This is a genomic window from Mesorhizobium sp. EU05-FHT14A09 (assembly GCF_058790995.1).
In genome coordinates this window covers 154,641-172,189 of record NZ_JBYTDF010000008.1, presented here as the reverse complement: position 1 = coordinate 172,189, position 17,549 = coordinate 154,641, and the positions used below count along the sequence as shown (strand labels likewise).

The window sequence follows — 17,549 nt, the reverse complement described above, 5'->3', positions numbered from 1 at the left end:
TGGTTCCCCTTTTTTTCATGGTTGTCGTTGGTGGACTCGCGTCGGTCAGCCGTAGACGTCCGGCCGTCGATCGTTGATCACGTCGTTGCGTTCGCTGACGATGCGGCTTTGCGCTGCTATGCCAGGCGAAACGGTCGCCGTGAGAATGGCGTCACCCGTTCGGCTGGCAGGACCCGCCAGCAGCCTGCCATTCGGGCCTACGATGATGCTGCTGCCGATGAACGGCTGCCCGCGCTCCGTTCCGATACGGTCGGCGCAGGCGATAAATATCGCGTTCGAATGAGCCGCGGCCTGATGAAGGATGTTGGCCATCGGCACGTCTGCTCCGTCATGACCGGGGATCGGCACCCAGTTGGTCGGTACGCAGACGAGTTCCGCGCCCCTCAGCCCGAGCTGGCGAAATGTCTCCGGGAACCAGCCGTCATAACAGATGGCCAATCCGACCGGACCCAGAACCGTGTCAAACACCGGAAGGCCGATGTCGCCAGGCTCAAAGAGCAGCTTTTCGCGGTTCCAGAGGTGGAGTTTGCGGAACTTGCCGATATAGCCGCCTGGACCGCACAGGATGGCAGAATTGTAGAACAGGTCGCCATCGCTCTCCGCCAGCCCGCAGACGATGTGAATGCCGAGTTCTTGAGCCAATGCGATCAGACGCTGCGCCGACAATCCGTGCGGAATGGGTGCGGCCAGGCTCGCAAGTTCCTCGCGGCTTTCAAAGACGTAGCCCGTATCGGCCAGTTCGGGCAGCACAGCCAGGCTGGCACCACCGGCATGGGCCTCGCGGATGCGCGCCTCCATGGCCGCCAGATTGGCATCGACCCTGCCGATGACCGGCTCGTACTGGATACAGGCGATGTCGAAATCGGGTCGAAGCGTTTCCGTTGGTATGGTCAAGTCTATCTCCAAACGCAAAAAACCCCTGGCGCGGAATTCAATCCGCTAGCCAAGGGCTGCACAGCCAAAATTTCCGCGGCTCTCCAGCCGCCGAGCAAACCTGCTCTTCCGACAAAGCAAACACAGTTTGGCGGAACTCGTCAAGCAGCAAAAAGAGAGCGCGGGAAAGCAGGAACCGCGTGATCGGCTTCTGCATGCCGAAACCGACAACCGTCAGACTTTCAACGGCCCCGATATGGTGAGGCCAAAAGCCCGCATCGCCTCGCTTGCAGAGATGATGCTCTCGGCCACGGCAACGATCGCAATCCGCTTCGAGGTCGCCTGATCGCGAATGAGCTTGTAGGCAGCGTCTTCTTCGATCCCGTTCAACTCGGTGAGGATCTTGACGGCCTTTTCGATCGCCCGCCGGCCCTTCAGCGTATCCTCCAGCTTGCGGACCTTGTTGGCCAACCTGCTTTCGTAACCGACGCGATAGCGCGCCAGGGCGAACTGGGTCAGCACGCCAAGCTGACGCAGCGGCTTGGTCAGGACGCCATGCGCGTTGAGATCGACAATCGCTTTCAGCGACGTAGGGCTCTCGTAGGTGACAATTGCGATGATCGCGGCCTTGCTGCCCTCGAGCAGCGCGACCAACGGATCGATCGCCGTGTCACCGACCTGCAGGAAAACGGCGTCGATATCGGCTGAGAGCGTTGCGGGTGGTGGCCACATCGCCTTGACGTCGCAGCCCAGCCGCTTGAGGTGGTCGACCAAGGCCGATCCGTCCTCATCACGCGGGTGCAAAACCAGAACCCGTGCCTGGCGTAGATCGTTGAGGATCCGTTTCAATGTCGACACCTTATCAACTCTGCAGCCAAGGCTCCTCGAAACGAATGGAAGCGAGATAGGGGTCGGGTCGTATCTGAACCTGCGATTCCCAGGCGATATCGAATTGCCCCTTCGCATTCGCGACCCCGATGCGGGGCGTGGACCAGACATGCCGGTTTTCCGGATCGAAGTGCAGGCGACCTTCCGGCGACATGTAGTCGACCGCCAATGCCGCCTGCCCCAGCCTGTGGGTGTCGAGGGTTTCCGCCAGTTCCAATGCCCGCGCAAACAGATGAATCTGGGCATAGGCGGTCTGCGACCACATCGTCGCCATGGCATTGCCGTCGAACCGAGTGGTCAGTGCCCGGATGAAGCGATGGTTTTCGTCATTCTCGACCGTGGCGAGATAAGGAGCAGACAGGACGTGACCTGTGCATCGCTCGGGGCCGATGACACGGATTTCACTTTCAGCGAGCGTCAGGCTGGCGATCGGACGCTTTTCTCGATCGATGCCGGCGTCGGCATACATGCCGTAGAGCTTCTGGGCGCTGCGTCCGATGACGGTCGAAAACACCGCATCGGCCTCGGCTTTCTCGATCTCTTTCATGAGCCGACGCATCGTGCGCTCGTCGGCATCCAGCGGCACATACTGTTCGCCGACGATCTCGCCGCCCTTGCACTCCAGCAGATCGCGCATGACCCGATTGGACTCGTGCGGATAGATGTAGTCGGAACCGGCCATGAAGATGCGCGGCCCATAACGCTGCATGATGAAGTCGGCCAGCGCGAATGTATTCTGGTTGAGGGTGGCGCCCGTATAAAGGACGTTTTCGGAATATTCGAAGCCCTCGTAGATGGACGGGTACCAGAGCAAGCCGTTGTGCCGCTCGACGATGGGCAGGGCTGCCTTTCGACTTCCCGACATCGAACACCCGAAGATCACGTTGACGTCGTCTTCGGTAAGCAGTTTGCGGGCCAAGGAACGATATCCCTCGGGGTCGCCGGCCGGATCATAAGCCACCGGCTCTATCTGGCGTCCCAAAATGCCACCGCCGGCGTTGATCTCCTCGATGGCCAGCGCCGTTCCCAGAAAATGCTCGGATTCCGTGACCGCAGTGATGCCACTGCGGGAGAACAGAATGCCAATACGCCACGTCGCCGACATTTTTTCGAGCCCTTCGTCCAGCCATGGCGTAGTTTACTTCGCCAGTTGATGCAATCAGCCGGAGCCCGCGCATGAATCGCGTGAAGCCGGCCTGTGGCCGTCAACGCTCCTGGGTAAAACCAAATTCGACAAGTATGCGGTTGATGTCCTGGCGGGCGCGAAGGTAGATGTCGCTGGCATTGCGGGCAGGCAACGAAATGTTGCGAGCCGTGGAATCCGGCAGGTGGGCGCGGCCAGACGCCGGCGTGATCGCAACCGAGCGTTCCAGCCAGTCAACCGCGGCTTCATTCCGTCCCGCCAGGAGACTGGCCCAGCCCGCCCCCAGCATCCATGCCCATCGCGATACTTCCGGCGTATCGAACCGATCAGCCTCGGAACGCGCCCCCCCGGCACTGGTCGAGTTCCCGGCATGGCCCTGGGTCTCGTTCGTCGACGACGCAACGCTTTTTCGGGAATGGACAATAGCCGGCTGACGGCCACGTGGAACAACTGCATGGATGATGGCCCGCGCTGTATCTCTGAAACCCCTTAGGACTGGGTTGTCGCCTGCCTGGGACGGGACGCACAGAGTTTTTGCGTCGGCGGTACAGAGATCGGCGTTCGTGGCGCATCCGCGCCGCTATCCGGGTACGATGGGTTGGCGCTCGGGCGTCCGGTAATTGCTGAGCAAGAAGACGAGCACCGAGGCCATGATGACCGAGCCTCCCAGTATTGTGGACTGCGAGGGCACCTCATGGAAAGCCAGCCACACCCAGATCGGAGCTATCGGCGTTTCCACGGCACCGACCAACGCGGCATCACGCGCTGGCAGGTAGCGCAGGCTTAGCCCGAAAGTAACGAAACCAAGCGTCATCTGCACAAGTCCGAACGAGGCCAACCAAGCCAACTCCTTCGGTGCGACGGTGAGCGGGCTCGCAAATGGCAAGACCGCCACTGCGCACAAAATGTTGGAAAGAACCAAAGTTTCCGCCACCGGGAAGCGCTCGTTCCCGCGCATGGCTATCGCCATGAGGGCCATCAGCAGGGTCATGACCAACGCGAGAAAGTCACCTGTCACCCCTCCACCCGAAAGCGCAGAGGCCCCCACCGTCAAAACAGCGCCCGCGATGGCAGCGACCCCGGCAAGCAGCGCGACTGACGGCGGCCTGTCACCGAGCAGGGCCCACGAAAGGGCTGCAACGATCAGCGGTGCTCCGGCATGAATGACCGCGACATTGGCGACCGTGGTGTTGCGCAGTGCAAATATGAAGGCGACCATTGCGGTCGATGACATGGCGGCAACCAGCCAAGCCGCAGGCGTGAGCCTGCCTACGATGCCATTCAGGGATTCTCGCAGCACGAGTGTCAGGAACATCAGCACAAAAACTGCGCTGAACGTGCTGCGCCAGAACAGCAGCGTCCAGCTGTCGACGGCGATCAAACGCGAGAACAATCCTCCGGTGCTCCAGAACACCGCCGCAAGGACGGCCAGCGCCACACCTGCGTTGCGATTGCCGGTGAAGGACATGGCTAGATACCGCCAAGCAGGGCGTGGTCGCCGACCGGATGATAAAGCCCAAGCGTTGCTGGCTCCGGATGCCGCTGGCGCCATTCAATCAACTCGGCCCTCTCGCCAATGCCTTGCCGATGGCGCCTAAGGCACCCCGACCCCAGGCGCATGACAATCTCCTGCGCGTTGACGCCGATCTCGGCGGCAAGGTCGTCGACGCCAAATTCATCATGCAGGAATTGCGCCCAGGTGCCAGCACCACAGAGGTCGGCCGGCACGTCGGTAACGTCAACGGTAACGTATTCCATCGAGATCCGCCCTACGACTGGAGCGGAATGCACGCCGAAGCGCACGGAGATTCGGCCTGCGCACGCCCAAGGCAGACCCTGAGCATAGCCGATGCCGACAATAGCGATACGGGTGTTACGGCGGGCGCGGAATGTCGCCCCATAGCCTACGGCTTCATGCGCTGAGATCTCGCGAACGGCAAGGACGCGAGCCCGCAGGCTGAGAACGGAACGCAGCGGGTTGGGATGGACACCGGCATTGTTGAGTCCGAACAATGCTGAACCGATACGGGCCACATTGAAGTGGTAAGATTGATCGAGCCACACGCCAGCGGATGCGACAAGGCTGCTTGCTGCAGGCCTGATAGCTTCCTGCAAAGCTTGGAACCGCTGCTTTTGTACCTCATTCATCGCGTTCGACGAATGCTCGCTGCAGGCCAGATGACTGAGGAGTATCCGCGGTGGGTGCCGGAGGAACAATTCCTTGTCCGAGAAATCGATAACCTCTGATGCCGACAGACCAAGGCGCGAGAATCCGGTGTCCACATTGAGCAGATAGGGACTGGCCGCGGCCGTGCGAAAGTGGGAATCCAGCTCTTCAGCCGTGTTGATGACGGGCAGAACATCCTCCCGCCGGTATATCCGCCCGAAGCGGGTATAGTCGTCATGAAAGACCGCGATCCTCGCGAATGGGCAGATGGCGCGCAACCTCAGGGCTTCTTCCAGGTTGGCGACGAAGAAGGACGCGCAGCCGACATCCCACAGCGTTTTGGCAAGCGGCTCCAAGCCGAGGCCGTAAGCATCGCTCTTGACCACCGCCGCGGTGACAACATCGGGACCGAGGAGACCGGCAATTGTCCTGTAATTGGCACGCACCGCATCCAGATCAATCTCAAGGACCGCGCTGTCCAACGGGAGATAGCACGCGACATTGGCAGCCTGCGTCATTCCCTGCTTCTCCAAATCGCCCTCCCCTACGGCAACGCCGAATGGGTAGCTTGAAGGTTATGCATCGCTGATGACACGCGTCTTTCAGAAGAGTGACAGCCATCGGATTTTGAGATGAATCGATCTCAAAGGTTGCTGAGACGCACAGCCTTAAAAGGCGCTGTCACATAGCACTGCCATTGTCGCTCACGTCGAACCAACCATCAACTCTGAGGCAGACGTACATGGGTCTCGAAACGGGCGACCATCCCACCAGGATATTGATACTCGGCTGCGGCGTGCTCGGCGGCGGCGTTCTTGATTTTCTAAGCCAGAGCGGCCGCGGCTACGACATCCACATAGCGGCACGCGAGAGCCAGAAAGTATCGCTGCGAGCGAACCTGGCGCGCTACACCGCGGCAAATCTCGGCCATCACGCCAGGATCGAGGTTGCCGTCGTCGACCTGATGAATGTCGAGGAAACGGCAGCCTATCTCGCGGCACTTCAGCCGGACATCATTTTCAATGCAACGACACTGCATTCATGGTGGGTTATCACCCAGCTGCCGCAAGCAGCCTTCCAGCGCCTGGACCAGGCACGCGGTGGTGTCTGGGCAGCCATGCATCTGGTCCTGGTGCGCCGACTGATGCAGGCCGTTCGGCTGGCTGGCGTACAGAGCAAAGTCGTCAACGCCTCCTATCCCGATGTCACCAATGCGGCGCTCGCAGCTGAAAGCGCCGCTCCGGTGATCGGTATCGGCAACATCGCCAACGCTGTTCCGGGAATCCAGCTGGCGGCGGCCCATCTTCTTGGCTGCGACGTCAGGCGTATTGGCGTGCGCTTCTTTGCCCATCACTTCCTGAGCTACCGGATGCCGAGTTCAGGCGGGACGGACGGCGCGCCCTATCATCTGAGTTTCTATCTCGACGACGAGATCCTGCCGACCGAGGCAATCGATCATAATGCACTGTTCAGCACCGTCGCTGGACGCTTCCGGCGCGTAAAGGGTCTGGCCGGACAATCCGTGACTGCTTCTTCGGCGACTGCCGTCCTGCGGACGCTGGCTGATGGCATAGACCGCGTCGTCCATGCTCCAGGTCCCCTTGGCCTCGTCGGCGGTTATCCGGTCCGAATTTCAACAGAGGGAATATCCATTGACCTGCCCGAAGGATTGTCGATCGAGCAGGCCGTCGCCATCAACCGCGCCTGCCAGAAGTTCGACGGCATCGAGTCCGTCGAAGCGGACGGCACCATCCACTTCACGACGGATTCCGCCGCAATCATCCGCGAAGAAATCGGCTTCGACTGCCCGGCCGTGCCTCTTGCCGACTGCGAGGAGATCGCGAGTGAACTTGCGGCAAGGTTTGCTGAATATCGGCGCGCACAGCTGGCGAGATCTGATCTGAGCGCCGCCTGACAGTGGCGAGCTCGCGGCCCGAGAGGCTGTGCGTGACGAACGTGCCCGCATGGGGAAGGCCCAGACAGACATGCAGCACCCCGGCCGCGGGATCGCACACGATCGAAAACGCCGTTTCGGTCGCTTCCTGGTGCGAAACGCTCTTCGAAACGGCGTTCGGCGCGCCTTTACGATTGCGCAGCACGCGCATGGCGTCGGCTACAGCGCGCATCGACTCGGCCGCGCTGGCAAGTGTGGCATAACGATCGTAGGTCGACGGATATATCCGTTGTAGAACGGCGCTGTTCTCGACGGCCCTCGTCTCGCCCAGCAGCGCGTGGTTGGTGTGGATGAGCGGCCCGGTGCCGGCGATAACTTTGACGCCGGCCGCCGGCGACACTTCCACCGCTGCTATCCGTCCGCAGGCATCGGCAAGCAGGTAACTCCGCCCACTCATATGCGGCAATCGCCGCAACAGACTCAGCGCGCCCGGCACATCGGGTTCAGTCAACATCAGTCGCCGTACCACCTGGCTGGGCAGACCAGCCGTGGTGGCGTCGAGCATCAGATCGTTGGTCACCAGACCGAGGCCGTGGCCATTCTGACCAACCCAGCCAAGTGTGCCCCTGGATGCCACAGTCGCCATCCGAAAGCCGTCCGGGCCACAGTGGATGAAGAGCACCAAGCCAGATTTCATGCCGCGCGGTGCGTCCCAGTTCTGGCCGACAATCGCGCCAGGAGCGCCCTTGAAGGCCAACGCGCTGCAACCGGTTGGCGCCGGTTCTCCGAAAAACTCGAAACCGATGTTGAGGAAGATGTCCTCGGCCGTGCAATGCGCACCGTTGGCGATTCCCTCGACTTCGGAGGCTATGTCAGGGGCAAGGATAGCCAGGGTTCGCCAGGACGTCTCCGCTTCGCGTCGCGCCCTGAGAAAGGCACGCGTCGGAACAGACTTCGCAAGCCGGTCCAGATCGGAGACGATTTCGCGCTCGAATGCGGTTCCATGCTGAAGGCCGCGCTCATAAGGCGCGCCTTGCAAGACGATGACCGGAACAGTCGTTGGCGCCATCGCCTCTTACCTCGCCGATTGCACCAGCCGCGCTGCCCGCGTCTGCGCCCGCGAATGTCGAGGTCGTGGACAGAGATGGTTGTTCGCCCGCCGCTCGATCGCACGCGCCAGCACAGAAACCGGCCAACCGAGCGCAAGGTAGAAAAGACCGGCGAGCAGGAACACGTGCAGTGGCATGAAGCTCTCGGACATGATTGCCCGGGAAGTCAGCGTCAGTTCGTTGACACCGATCAGTGCGCAGACGGAACTGTCCTTGAGCACCGAGATCAGGGCAACAAGCACTGGTCCGGACATATGGCGCACGGCCTGGGGAACGACGACAAGGCGCAGACTGAGGAGGCGTGAAAAGCCAAGCGCGCGCGCAGCCTCCCATTGCCCCTGCTCCACCGCCTGCATCCCTGCGCGCAGCACCTCGGCCAGATTGGCACCGTGTACAAGGACAAGGCCAAGGGTGCCCGCCAGGAGTGGCGACAGCGTCAAGCCCAATCCGGGCAGTACGGAGTAAAGGACGTAGAGAACAATCAGCAGCGGTATGGCGCGCGCGATCCAGACATAACAGCTGACGGCACCACGCAGTCTCGCACTGCGAGATGTCCCGACGACTTCCAGGCCAAGGCCGAGCAAGAACGCGCCCGAAAAACCTGCTGCGGTCAACAGCAGCGTGAGCGACGCGGCCTCGAAAAGCCGCGGACCCCAGTCCACAAGATAGAAGGCAATGTCCTCCATCATTGCGAGGCCACCTGCTCAAATCGCTTGGTCAGCTGGAACAGGATGAAGGCGACGCCGAGATAGATGGATGCCGCAAACCCATAGATCATCCCGGTTTCGAATGTGCGGTTCACCAGCGCACGCGCCTGGAACATGAGCTCCGGTGCAGCGATTGCGGCGGCCAGCGTCGTGTCTTTGATGAGGGCGAGCGCATAATTGCCGAGCGGCGGCAGGCTTATTCGCCAGGAGTTCGGGACGATGACCAGCCGGAAAGCCAGTATCGGGGAAAGTCCTAGCGCAAGCGCAGGTTCGCATTGTTTTGCAGCCACGGACCGGAATGCGGTGGCGAAAACCTCCACAAGCGTCGCCGACCCTATGATACCAAGTCCAACCGTGGCCGCTGGGACCGGCGGGAGCCTGATCCCGATATGCGCCAGGCCAAAATACACCAGAAGCAGCCAGATCAGACTGGGTATGGTACGAAGGATCTCAGCGTAGATCGCAATGAGCCTATCGACGATACCAGAGCGGAGCAGGAAACTGGCCGAGGCCAGGGCGAAGCCCAGCGCAACGGCCAGCATCAGCGCACCGAAGGCAATTGTGACAGTGATCCTCGCACCATCCAACAATATCAACAGGACAACGGCGAGGTCGATCACTGCTGCCATCCGCCCACTATTGCCGGCAACGCGGTGCAGACCAATCAGCCGGCCTGTCGACGCCGGCGCGGAAATTATCCGCCGAAGGCACGAAGTTAATGTCGCTCAACAAGCCATAGTTCTTGCCGATAAGCCTGACTTCGCAATCAGACCAAAGCCGCCTGATCTCGCGGCTCAAGTCATCGGCGAGCGCTTGATTGTCTTTGGAGAGACCAAAGACATATTGCCGGCCGGTGCTCGTCAACAACGGGAAGTCAGGATTGTTGTCGATGAAAGGGACCGTATGCAGCTTCCAGTCAGGATTGCGTGAGACGGCGTAGTCGATGGCAGGCGGGTCGCCGATCATGGCGTCGATCCTGCCGATGACCAAGTCACGCATTGCCGCGTCAGGCGTGTCGTAGAGCATCAGCTGCAGACCGGGCAGCCTGCGCAGCTCAACCAGAAAACCAAAGCCGATCATCGACCCGACTTTCTTGTTCTCGAGATCTGCAAGGCTGTTCCAGTTCTGCCCGATCTTCTGGGTGATCCCATTCTGGAAATAGGCTGTCGGATCAGTCATGATCAGAACATCGGCCCGTTGTCGCGTCCAGGCGACGTTGCCGCCGATGATGTCGACCTGGCCGGACTGGGTCGCGGCGATCGCGCCGGACCAATCCATCGGAACCGGCCTGATCTTGAGGCCGAGCCGCGTCGCAGCCGTCTGGAGGATTTCGCCGTCATAACCCGAGAGCGAGCCGTCAAGCGCGACGAGGCCCGGCATGTCCCCGGTGATTGCCACACTCAGCGTGCCCGGCTCGCTCAGCTGGTAGCGTTCCGACGCCACAACGGTTCTCGAAAACAGCGAGACGATCAGCGCCAGGAACGCGACACCAAGGCAAACGCGATCAACACGTCGAGCGCAAACCATCTGTCCCAACACTCCACACGAGAGGGGATTTCAGCCGACCAATATCCGTAATATGAGTAAACTCTAATACTTGCCGGCTTACTTGTAAACGTGGCGAATGCCCCCGAGTGGAGCCAAAGCGGAATATCTTTTCACGTCAACGACTTGTGCGCTGGCGAAAGGTTATCTCCAGCGGATTGATCTGCGCTTCCAGTTGCTGCACTTCGCGCCTGACCAGCGGTAGCAGCTGCTCGAATCGCTCCGGTGAGAGCCTCGCGCTGGTCATGTTCACGGCAATCGCAACGCCGCTTGGCCTTCGACCCGGGTTGATTGCGACCGCGAAAGCCGAGATGCCCGCGACGAGATCGCCCTTGTCCAGGGCGTATCCTTCCTGGCGAATTTCCGGCAACAGACTGCGCACACGACCCGCCGTCAGTCCGTGATGCTGCGGGTATAGTGGCGAATTTGCCTCGATGATGGCGTCTGCCTCCAGTGGAGGCAATGAAGCCAGAATCGCCAGGCTGGCCGAACCGACGCCGAGCGGGATCTGGCCGCCGATACCGCCGGTAAGGCTATCTATCATATAGGTTCCCTGGTGGCGGTCGACGCAGATCGCATTGACCCCCGATCGGGCCATCAGAAAGACGGTGTCGCCGGTCGCAGCGCCGATGCGTGTCAGCGCGGGCTGGGCCAGGGTGCGCAGCCCGGACTCGTCAGCGGCATGAACACCCAGTACGAAAAGCCCAAGGCCCAAACGATAACGCTTGGTGAGAGCATCCCGGTCGATCAACCGATGGCGCTCGAGGGCCACTGCAATTCGATGGGCCGTCGGTTGCTTGAGGTTCAGCCCTTCGCTGATATCGGCAATGCTGGCGCCTGTTCCTGCCGCGTCGCCGACAAAATTCAACACGGCGACAGCGCGGTCCAGAAGTTGCGTCCCGCTTGCCAGCTCCGCGTCTTTGACTGTCTTTGGCATCCGCAGCGTGTGTTTCAGCCCCCTGTTTCCTCCCCAATGCCCGATAGCGCCTGCCTTGGCAAGTCCATGCCAACGCAGCCCTAGCCGGCTAAAATATATATCCATAATTCGGATATTTTTGCAATTGACAACCATAATGTGGTGTGACTACCGTATGACAGTTCGATAACGCTCAAGCAAATCGCGGCGCCTTTTGGTCGGCCGGCCCAAGAACGGTCCGGCAGAGTGCCTCCATGTTCGAGCTGTTGTTACGAACGGAAATGCACCTCAGTTGGGAGTGAGCATCGATGTCGCATACAGGAGAAGCAGGCCTTTCGACCGCTGCCGTTTCGGCCGCAGCCAAGCCAAGTCTGCGCGGAATTATCCAGGCCAATACACTCGGCTTCATCATGGAGGCGCATGACGCGCTTTCAGCTACCATCGCGGAACGCGCGGGTTTCAAGGGACTGTGGGCATCCGGCCTGTCGATCGCGTCAAGTCTCGGCTATCGCGACGCCAACGAAGCATCGTGGACGCAACTTGTCGAAGTCGTTGAGCGGATGGCTGATGCAGCCTCCATCCCCATCCTGGTGGATGGCGATAGCGGCTTCGGCAACTTCAACAATGCCAGGCTTGCGGCCAAGAAACTCTTTCAGCACGGTGCTGCCGGCGTCTGCCTCGAGGACAAGGGTTTTCCCAAGATGAACTCCTTTGTCGGCGACCGTCACCCTTTGGCGGAAGTCAGCGAATTCTGCGGCCGGCTGCGCGCGGTAAAGGACACTCTGGGCTCGGAAGACTTCGTCCTGGTGGCTCGCGTCGAGGCACTCATCGCAGGTTACGATCAGCAGGAAGCGCTGATGCGTGCGCATGCCTACGCCGACGCTGGTGCCGATGCGATCCTGATCCATTCCCGCAAGTCGGATGCCGGAGAGATCCTGTCCTTCGCCAAGGAATGGAGCAACCGCCTGCCATTGGTGATTGTGCCCACGAAGTACTACCGCACCCCGGTAGATGAATATCGCACTGCCAAGATCTCGACGGTGATCTGGGCCAATCACAACATGCGCGCGGCCGTCTCGGCCATGCGTCAGGTCTGCGAACGCATCCTTCGTGAGGAGACGATCGCCGGCATCGAAAACGAAGTCGCCACACTCGACGATGTGTTCGATCTGCTCAACTACCGCGAGCTGGCCGAAGCCGAGACGCGGTATCTTCCCCCCGTTGCTGCAGAATAGCTGCCGGCGGACCTTAACCCAACAAAACTTCAACCTCATGAGGGCCGACCATGTTGGCGAAACGCACGCAACTTTTTGCGTCGTCGGGGACGGCTGCCGCTCGTGCAGCCGCCAAGGCGGCGGCCGATGCCGGCAAACAAGTCATTGACCTGACAGCCGGGGAAATATGGAGCGACCTGGCGCCCAGCATCCGCGAGGGTGCACTGGCTGCCATTGAACGCGGTGAGAACAGATACACCGATACCGTCGGGCTTCGTGAACTGCGTGAAGCCCTCGCCGCAAAAGTATCTCGTGAAACCGGGCAGGCCTGGCAGGCCGACGAAATAGCCGTCACGAGCGGCGCCAAGCAGGCCCTTTTCAACACGGCCATGGTCCTGCTGGATCCGGGCGATGAGGTTATCATCCCGAGCCCGTACTGGACGACTTTTCCGGCACAGGCGCTGATTGCCGGCGGTCGGCCGGTGCATGTCGATACGCGCGACAACGGCTATGTCCCGAGACCTCAGGAACTCGAACGGGCCATCACGCCAAAGACGCGCGCCATCGTCGTCAACACGCCCGGCAATCCGACAGGCGTCGTCTATGACCAGACCACGCTGGAGCGCATCGCCGAGCTGGCGATCCGTCACGATCTCTGGATCATCTTCGATGAATGCTACGGGGCATTCGCCCATGCGCCGTATGTCCATCATCCCATAGTATCGCTGGTGCCAGAGGTTCGCTCGCGAACCGTCATCATCAACGCGTACTCCAAGACACTTGCTCTGACCGGCTGGCGGATCGGATACATGGCCGGCCCAAAGAGCGTGATCGACGCAGCCAAGGCACTGCAGTCCCACACGACGTCCAACCCTAACGTGATTGCCCAGCACGCGGTCCTGGAACATCTGCGACGCGGCGACGGCAGCTATGAAAGACGTCTTTCCGACCAGTTGGCGCAGGCTCGACGGCTCGGGCTCGACATCCTGTCACGCCAGACGCTCGCGCCGCTGCCTGCTGCGCAGGGCGGATTCTATTTCTACCTCGATCTTGGCGGACTCGCCGACATAGGCCCGGGTTCAGCCACACCACGGAATGCGGACGATGCCGTCAACGCCCTGCTCGCCGAAGCCGGCGTGGCCGGTGTGTCCGGCAGCGCCTTCGGCGACCCGATGGGTCTTCGCCTCTCCTACGGGATTGCCCATGACAAGCTCGCCCTTGGCCTGGAGCGGCTCGTCGGAACCTTTGATGCATGGACCAAAGCAACTCGCAACGTAGCCTAAGGAAGATTGTCATGTTCAGGAATGAAGTCCCGCAAAGCGCAGTCATCCTGGCTGCAGGCATGGGTTCGCGGCTACGGCCGTTGACCGATTTCCGGCCGAAACCCCTGGTGGAAGTCCTGGGCGTCTCGATCATTCACAACGCATTGCGTCACCTTGGCGCCATGGGCGTGAAGTCGGCCACCATCGTCGTCGGCTACCGCAAGGATGCAATCGAGTACGCCTGCGGTGACCGTTTTGCCGGCGTCGACATCGACTACGTCGAATCCACTGTCTACGACCGCACCGGCAGCGCCTATTCGCTCTGGCTAGCACGTCATACCTTGCTGAGCGGCGATATCTTCCTGCTTGAAGGGGATGTCTTCTTCGAGCGGCAGGCCCTGGTATCGCTGATGGCCACCGGTGCGGGCGACGTGGCCGCGGTCGCGCCCTTCACCGAGGAGATGGAAGGTTCCGCCGTCGTGCTTGGCCCGCAGGCGACCATCGCAGAAGTGCGCATGAAGCAGACCGCAGCCGACCTGAAGCAGATGGGTGGCCCACGCCTCTTCAAGACGCTCAATCTGTTCCGCTTTTCCCGCGCCACCCTCTCAGGCGTCATCGTCCCTGCCCTTGACGACCTGATCGGTACGGGAGCCGGCACGACCTATACCGAACAGGTACTCGCGCGGCTGATTGGCAACGGCCTCAAGATCGCGGCGGCGCGCTGCGACACCGTGAAATGGTACGAGATCGACAACACCCAGGATCTGAGAATGGCGGAAAGTCTCTTCGCTCCGTCGCCAGAGCTTCCAGTGCTGTCGCGGGCTGTCTGATCCATCGCCCGGGCCTAGGAGGAACCAACATGCTTCGACAACTAGCCGATCCGGCAAACGCCATCACCGGGGCGGGCCTCGCTCTGTCTGTCATTGGCATCAGCTTTGCCCTTGCCGGGCGCCCGGAAGCGGGCGTGGCAATCACGCTGTGGGCCCTGCTCGCCGACCACCTCGATGGAGTGGTCGCCAAGCGTACCAAGGGACGAGCAAGGGAGACCGGCGAGGTGGGCAAAAATCTCGATTCCCTGGCCGACCTGGTAAGCGCGGGTATCTTTCCCGCGGTCACCTTGATTACCGTCGGACAGGGGTCGTTCCTCTCCATCCTGGCAGCGGCAACGCTGGTTCTGGCGAGTGCGTTGCGCCTTAGCTACTTCAACGTGTTCGGTTCGCCCGGCGGGCGGTTCATCGGGGTGCCGACGACCTATGCGGTCCCCCTCACCGCGGTCCTGTTTCTGCTTCGTCCCCTGATTGCGGAACATACATTCCCGCCGCTTCTTGCCATTGCGCTCATCGTATTGGCCCTGCTTCACATCGCGCCTTTGAGCGTGCCGAAAACACAGGGCGCGATGTACGCGGTCGTTACAGCCTTCTGCGTCGCCTCGTCATTGCTGCTCGCCTCGAGGACGCTGGGATGAACACGCACTCGACAATCAAGCAGCTGCCGGCCGCGCCTTCTTCTGCCGGCGCAGTCTTTCGCGCCCTGGGCGTCGAACCCATCATCCAATGCGCTGGGGTGCGGACGATCTATGGCGCCAGCAATCCCTCCGACGAAGTGATCGCGGCCATGAATGCAGCTGCCGAAGCATTCGTGGACATGGACGAGCTGGCCGATGGGGTTGGGCAACGATTGGCCGCGCTGACCGGCGCCGAATGGGGCGTCGTGACGGCAGGCACTGCCGCGAGCCTCGCACTGGCGACAGCGGCATGCATCGCCGGGAACAATCCCGAACTGATGCTGCGGCTGCCCGATACGACAGGGCTGCGCAACAAGGTTCTGATCCCTGCGGATCAGCGCTTCGCTTATGAACAGGCCATGCGTATCGCCGGTGGCGAGATCGTCAGCGTTGCGACCTACACCGAACTGGAGAAGGCGATGGAGGGGGCAGCAATGGTCTGCCTCGTCGGCCGCCTCGACGCGACGACAATACTTCCCATGGCATCCATTCTGCCGCTCGCGAAAGCCCATGACGTGCCTATCCTCGTCGATGCGGCCGGTCTTTCTCCCGGCATGCCGGATCGATGGATCGACAGCGGGGCAGACCTCGTCGTTTACGCTGGTGGCAAATATCTGCGCGCGCCGCAGTCGACGGCGATTGTACTGGGGGAAAAGTCGCTCTGCCAGGCGATCTGGTGGAACGGCGCACCACACCAGGCCTTCGGCCGCTCGATGAAAGTCGGCAAGGAGGAAATGGTTGGAGCGGTCGCGGCCCTCGACAGGTGGATCAATCACCGTTCGGCAAGGGATGAACGAAATCAATGGGTGCCGCGCCTGGAACGGATACGCGCACATCTCTCCACCATTGCCGGCGTATCGACCGAGATCAAGACCTGGCCTGGATCGGTGACCGCCACCCGGCTCAAGGTCTCCTGGGATTTCGCCCGCATCCCCTTCGATAGCGAAGAGCTGCGGCTTGCCTTGCTGAGGCAGCGACCGCGCATCCTGATCCACGATTTCTGGTCGACGAGAACGTCCACGATCCTCGATCCCATCAATCTGTCCGACAGTGAGGCCGAGATCGTCGGGAGCGCATTGGCGGCTGCCTTTGCCGATCCTTCCAGCATCGCGCCCCAGGCTCCTGAAGCAAAGCCCGCAATTGACTTGTCGGGAACCTGGCAGGTCGATGTCCGGTTTTTACGCGGCTCGGCCAGCCATCACCTGGAACTCCAGCAGTTTGGGCACTCCGTGGTCGGCACGCACCATACTGAAAACCGTGTCGGCACCGTCAGCGGAAAAGTCATTGGGCGGCATCTACGCCTGGAGGCAGCCCATGAGCAGATTCCGATCTGGCTGTTCTACGGCTTTGAAGGAGAGCCCAACGAGGACGGTTCCTTGGCAGGAAAGCTGAGACTGGGCGGCACGGCCAAGGAGCATCTCGGGCCAGTCTTCAAGGGTCAATATGGCCACTCAACCTGGCGCGCCTGGCGGTCGGATGCGCGCCCGGCGGCAACACAGGAGAACGCATCATGACGCTTCACCAAACGGAGTTGCAGGCCGAAACCGCATTCGGCCTGCAAGGCAAGGTCGCGCTCGTGGTCGGCGGCTATGGCGCGATCGGCGCAGATATCTCACGGGCATTGGCTGTTGCAGGCGCGACCAGCATCGTGGCCGGACGGGACGGCGAGCGCGCCAATGTGCTTGCAGGCGAGCTTCGTGACCAGGGTTGGGCAGCCGAGGGCATCGGTCTGGATGCCCGCGACGTTGCGATTGTCCGCAAGCATGTGGTTGCGATCGGTGAGCGGCATGGATCGATCGACATCCTCGTCAATTGCCTGGGTTTCAACAAGGAGCAGAAGCTGCTCGAGGTGACCGAAGACGCCTTCGACGAGGTCTATTCGAGAACGCTGCGGCCGGCGATGTTTCTGTCGCAGGCTGTAGCCGTCCAGCAAGTGGCCGCCGGCCGAGGTGGCAGTCATGTACATCTGTTGTCGGTGCGCTCGACACTCGGCTTCCGCGGCAGGGGCTACAGCGCCTTCTGCGCGGCCAAGGGTGGGCTTGCGACGCTTTTGAAACAACAGGCGACCGAGCTTGCGCAGCACGGCATCACCGTCAATGGCGTCGCGCCCGGTGCGGTTCGCACACACAAGAACGACAAGGCACTGGAAGATCCGGAAGCCTTTCGCCGTGCGGTGGCGGACATTCCCATCGGCCGCCTGGCGACGCCAGCGGATGTCGCCGGCGCCGTGCAATTTCTGGTCTCGCCACAGGCACGGTTCGTGACCGGACAGATTCTTTATGTGGATGGCGGACTGACGGCCAGTGCCTGAACTGGCAAGCGCCTC

The 17,549-nt window shown here is 61.3% G+C and carries 17 protein-coding genes and 1 pseudogene; 7 read left to right on the top strand and 11 right to left on the bottom strand.

Annotated elements, in window-relative coordinates:
* Nucleotides 1-45: 45 nt before the first annotated feature.
* The 6 genes from AC3WTO_RS23785 to alr all read right to left on the bottom strand — a co-directional run bounded on the left by AC3WTO_RS23785 (nt 46) and on the right by alr (nt 5,590).
* The gene (locus AC3WTO_RS23785) at nt 46-894 is read right to left on the bottom strand and encodes a nitrilase family protein (protein ID WP_492463320.1); all 849 of its coding nucleotides are present in this window, start codon (nt 892-894) and stop codon (nt 46-48) included.
* A gap of 213 nt (nt 895-1,107) precedes the next feature.
* Entirely contained in the window at nt 1,108-1,731 is a 624-nt protein-coding gene (locus AC3WTO_RS23780; RefSeq protein WP_492463321.1) for an ANTAR domain-containing response regulator, read from the bottom strand.
* 4 nt (nt 1,732-1,735) lie between these two features.
* Complete coding sequence (locus AC3WTO_RS23775; RefSeq protein WP_492463322.1) at nt 1,736-2,866, bottom strand: transporter substrate-binding domain-containing protein; 1,131 nt, start codon at nt 2,864-2,866, stop codon at nt 1,736-1,738.
* A 100-nt stretch (nt 2,867-2,966) separates the two neighbouring features.
* Nucleotides 2,967-3,194 (bottom strand): hypothetical protein, encoded by a 228-nt coding sequence (locus AC3WTO_RS23770; RefSeq protein ID WP_492463323.1) that lies wholly within the window; start codon nt 3,192-3,194, stop codon nt 2,967-2,969.
* 291 nt (nt 3,195-3,485) lie between these two features.
* On the bottom strand, nt 3,486-4,373 hold the full coding sequence (locus AC3WTO_RS23765) for a DMT family transporter (RefSeq protein ID WP_492463324.1): 888 nt from the start codon (nt 4,371-4,373) through the stop codon (nt 3,486-3,488).
* A 2-nt stretch (nt 4,374-4,375) separates the two neighbouring features.
* The gene (alr, locus tag AC3WTO_RS23760; protein ID WP_492463325.1) at nt 4,376-5,590 is read right to left on the bottom strand and encodes an alanine racemase; all 1,215 of its coding nucleotides are present in this window, start codon (nt 5,588-5,590) and stop codon (nt 4,376-4,378) included.
* Nucleotides 5,591-5,814: 224 nt separating this feature from the next.
* Between alr and AC3WTO_RS23755 the strand changes: the two genes are divergently transcribed.
* Complete coding sequence (locus AC3WTO_RS23755) at nt 5,815-6,987, top strand: hypothetical protein (RefSeq protein ID WP_492463326.1); 1,173 nt, start codon at nt 5,815-5,817, stop codon at nt 6,985-6,987.
* A 64-nt stretch (nt 6,988-7,051) separates the two neighbouring features.
* Here AC3WTO_RS23755 and AC3WTO_RS23750 read toward each other — a convergent pair.
* The 5 genes and pseudogenes from AC3WTO_RS23750 to AC3WTO_RS23730 all read right to left on the bottom strand — a co-directional run.
* Nucleotides 7,052-8,035: pseudogene (locus AC3WTO_RS23750) on the bottom strand (C45 family autoproteolytic acyltransferase/hydrolase); the annotation flags it as partial.
* A 6-nt stretch (nt 8,036-8,041) separates the two neighbouring features.
* Nucleotides 8,042-8,764, bottom strand: coding sequence for an amino acid ABC transporter permease (locus tag AC3WTO_RS23745; RefSeq protein WP_492558438.1), 723 nt, complete (start codon nt 8,762-8,764; stop codon nt 8,042-8,044).
* Nucleotides 8,761-9,402: an amino acid ABC transporter permease gene (locus tag AC3WTO_RS23740; RefSeq protein ID WP_492463328.1), complete on the bottom strand. Its 642-nt coding sequence runs from the start codon at nt 9,400-9,402 to the stop codon at nt 8,761-8,763. Before AC3WTO_RS23740 ends, AC3WTO_RS23745 begins: the two co-directional genes overlap by 4 nt.
* A gap of 16 nt (nt 9,403-9,418) precedes the next feature.
* Nucleotides 9,419-10,309 (bottom strand): substrate-binding periplasmic protein, encoded by an 891-nt coding sequence (locus tag AC3WTO_RS23735; RefSeq protein ID WP_492463329.1) that lies wholly within the window; start codon nt 10,307-10,309, stop codon nt 9,419-9,421.
* A 136-nt stretch (nt 10,310-10,445) separates the two neighbouring features.
* Nucleotides 10,446-11,399: an IclR family transcriptional regulator gene (locus tag AC3WTO_RS23730; RefSeq protein ID WP_492463330.1), complete on the bottom strand. Its 954-nt coding sequence runs from the start codon at nt 11,397-11,399 to the stop codon at nt 10,446-10,448.
* A 152-nt stretch (nt 11,400-11,551) separates the two neighbouring features.
* On the opposite strand from AC3WTO_RS23730, the gene aepX reads away from it, so the two are divergent.
* The 6 genes from aepX to AC3WTO_RS23700 are packed head-to-tail and all read left to right on the top strand — an operon-like array spanning nt 11,552 to nt 17,534.
* The gene (aepX, locus tag AC3WTO_RS23725) at nt 11,552-12,478 is read left to right on the top strand and encodes a phosphoenolpyruvate mutase (RefSeq protein WP_492463331.1); all 927 of its coding nucleotides are present in this window, start codon (nt 11,552-11,554) and stop codon (nt 12,476-12,478) included.
* A 50-nt stretch (nt 12,479-12,528) separates the two neighbouring features.
* Complete coding sequence (locus AC3WTO_RS23720) at nt 12,529-13,740, top strand: pyridoxal phosphate-dependent aminotransferase (RefSeq protein WP_492463332.1); 1,212 nt, start codon at nt 12,529-12,531, stop codon at nt 13,738-13,740.
* Between the two features lie 11 nt (nt 13,741-13,751).
* The gene (locus tag AC3WTO_RS23715; protein ID WP_492463333.1) at nt 13,752-14,549 is read left to right on the top strand and encodes a phosphocholine cytidylyltransferase family protein; all 798 of its coding nucleotides are present in this window, start codon (nt 13,752-13,754) and stop codon (nt 14,547-14,549) included.
* A 29-nt stretch (nt 14,550-14,578) separates the two neighbouring features.
* On the top strand, nt 14,579-15,184 hold the full coding sequence (locus tag AC3WTO_RS23710; protein WP_492463334.1) for a CDP-alcohol phosphatidyltransferase family protein: 606 nt from the start codon (nt 14,579-14,581) through the stop codon (nt 15,182-15,184).
* Nucleotides 15,181-16,737: a hypothetical protein gene (locus tag AC3WTO_RS23705; protein WP_492463335.1), complete on the top strand. Its 1,557-nt coding sequence runs from the start codon at nt 15,181-15,183 to the stop codon at nt 16,735-16,737. The genes AC3WTO_RS23710 and AC3WTO_RS23705 overlap by 4 nt, the downstream gene beginning before the upstream one ends.
* Nucleotides 16,734-17,534 (top strand): SDR family NAD(P)-dependent oxidoreductase, encoded by an 801-nt coding sequence (locus AC3WTO_RS23700; RefSeq protein WP_492463336.1) that lies wholly within the window; start codon nt 16,734-16,736, stop codon nt 17,532-17,534. Before AC3WTO_RS23705 ends, AC3WTO_RS23700 begins: the two co-directional genes overlap by 4 nt.
* Nucleotides 17,535-17,549 lie beyond the last annotated feature (15 nt).

Excerpts from the sequence above, each read along its gene's own strand:
- AC3WTO_RS23710 (WP_492463334.1), top strand. The coding sequence starts at position 14,579 with ATGCTTCGACAACTAGCCGATCCGGCAAACGCCATCACCGGGGCGGGC.
- AC3WTO_RS23730 (WP_492463330.1), bottom strand. The coding sequence starts at position 11,399 with ATGGTTGTCAATTGCAAAAATATCCGAATTATGGATATATATTTTAGC.
- AC3WTO_RS23775 (WP_492463322.1), bottom strand. The coding sequence starts at position 2,866 with ATGTCGGCGACGTGGCGTATTGGCATTCTGTTCTCCCGCAGTGGCATC.
- AC3WTO_RS23715 (WP_492463333.1), top strand. The coding sequence starts at position 13,752 with ATGTTCAGGAATGAAGTCCCGCAAAGCGCAGTCATCCTGGCTGCAGGC.
- alr (WP_492463325.1), bottom strand. The coding sequence starts at position 5,590 with ATGACGCAGGCTGCCAATGTCGCGTGCTATCTCCCGTTGGACAGCGCG.
- AC3WTO_RS23765 (WP_492463324.1), bottom strand. The coding sequence starts at position 4,373 with ATGTCCTTCACCGGCAATCGCAACGCAGGTGTGGCGCTGGCCGTCCTT.
- AC3WTO_RS23735 (WP_492463329.1), bottom strand. The coding sequence starts at position 10,309 with ATGGTTTGCGCTCGACGTGTTGATCGCGTTTGCCTTGGTGTCGCGTTC.
- AC3WTO_RS23720 (WP_492463332.1), top strand. The coding sequence starts at position 12,529 with ATGTTGGCGAAACGCACGCAACTTTTTGCGTCGTCGGGGACGGCTGCC.
- AC3WTO_RS23745 (WP_492558438.1), bottom strand. The coding sequence starts at position 8,764 with ATGATGGAGGACATTGCCTTCTATCTTGTGGACTGGGGTCCGCGGCTT.
- AC3WTO_RS23770 (WP_492463323.1), bottom strand. The coding sequence starts at position 3,194 with ATGCTGGGGGCGGGCTGGGCCAGTCTCCTGGCGGGACGGAATGAAGCC.
- aepX (WP_492463331.1), top strand. The coding sequence starts at position 11,552 with ATGTCGCATACAGGAGAAGCAGGCCTTTCGACCGCTGCCGTTTCGGCC.
- AC3WTO_RS23755 (WP_492463326.1), top strand. The coding sequence starts at position 5,815 with ATGGGTCTCGAAACGGGCGACCATCCCACCAGGATATTGATACTCGGC.
- AC3WTO_RS23705 (WP_492463335.1), top strand. The coding sequence starts at position 15,181 with ATGAACACGCACTCGACAATCAAGCAGCTGCCGGCCGCGCCTTCTTCT.
- AC3WTO_RS23700 (WP_492463336.1), top strand. The coding sequence starts at position 16,734 with ATGACGCTTCACCAAACGGAGTTGCAGGCCGAAACCGCATTCGGCCTG.